Raw genomic sequence first — 1,311 nt, 5'->3', positions numbered from 1 at the left:
TTCAGTTTGTATTCCGTTGCGGTTTGAAAGGCGGCTTTTGCTAAATCAATGTCACCATTCAGGCTATAGGCAATGCCAAGGCCAGCGTATTCCATAGCGTAAGCACAATAGACGGTTTCTACCTCTATACGTTTAAGTTCATAATAACCATCAGCTTCCGCACCTCTCCTAACTTCAAGAGCCTCTTTAAAATATTCTATCCCGAGGTCAATAATCTCTGAGGTTATCTTAGGTATTTTTTTTTCTGTCATGGTTTACTTTTTCCTTTGAAATTTATTTTTTCAATAATATCCTTGGCATCATTGAAGTGCGGAATTGGCTCATCCAGGGCTTTATCCATCAGATTACCATCCCTATCTTGCCAAAAAGCTTTAACGTTACCACTTTCGGTATTGGTAAAGACTGCGAGGTGGTCTTTTCGACCTTCTCTTTCAAAAATATCTTCCCAAAGCCGTATCTCACTCTCAAGATAAGCACCGCCTTGACGATTTGAGTCCTTGCCGACTTTGCCCTGCTTTTTCTTATTGACCATGTTACGAGCGCGAGTAAGGTTTTTATCCTCTGAACCCTGTTTTTGAAGCTTAGTATTACTACTCAGTACGGTACTGTCCTTGTTATAACCTTTAAACTCTGCTTCAACTCGATTGCCATTAGGGCTAGTAAGCATGTCATCAGGGCCATGATACCGATTAACAAAATCTTTGTCGGGCTCTAAACCTAAACGCTTGGTAGCATAATTACCACCGAAGTGTCCTAATGCTTCGGGGGCGCTGCGCGCATCTTTTAACGCTTGCTCAATCGATTGTTGTACCTCTTGAGCTAAGCCTGCGGGGTCTGTTAGCAGCTTTTTGAATCTGGTGGAGGCTAGTTCTACCGCCAATAATACACCACTGTAAGCAGGGATTTGTTCAACAACATCTGCACCTGACTGCTCACTGGCTGCAATGTCAAACGTTTCAATATTGCGGTAGCGCTCGCTGATTTCATCTGTACTAAGTTGTTGTCCCGTTTGGTTATCGGTTACAGATATTATCCCTTTGTCTGCAAACCACTCAGCCTGCGCTGCACCTTGAGAAGCAATCAAATCATTAACAACCTGTTTCCCTCCGCCCATCATGGCATTAATGGCCGCCGTTATTCCCGTTTCTGGTGGCACAGCAGAAATATAAGATGCGCGTTTTTTGGCTGGCTCTGTTGCGATGCTTACCGGTTGTTCAGTAGTGGGTGAAGGTATTGGGAAATAGGTTGTTTTTTTGCCAAATTGTTGCACCCATTCCATTTTCCGAATAAAGCGCCTATCTAAATGATGAT

General features: G+C 43.2%; 2 pseudogenes. Both read right to left on the bottom strand.

The features are described 5' to 3' along the window. Positions 1 to 251: pseudogene (locus tag L2748_RS23915) on the bottom strand (Imm49 family immunity protein); the annotation flags it as partial. Continuing rightward, positions 248 to 1,311: pseudogene (locus L2748_RS23910) on the bottom strand (hypothetical protein); the annotation flags it as partial. The pseudogenes L2748_RS23915 and L2748_RS23910, both read right to left, overlap by 4 nt.

The sequence above is a fragment of the Shewanella sairae genome, from assembly GCF_023283535.1.
Lineage (GTDB): Bacteria > Pseudomonadota > Gammaproteobacteria > Enterobacterales > Shewanellaceae > Shewanella > Shewanella sairae.
The sequence above is the reverse complement of the archived record's forward strand: the minus strand, read 5'-3'. Positions and strand labels throughout refer to the sequence as shown.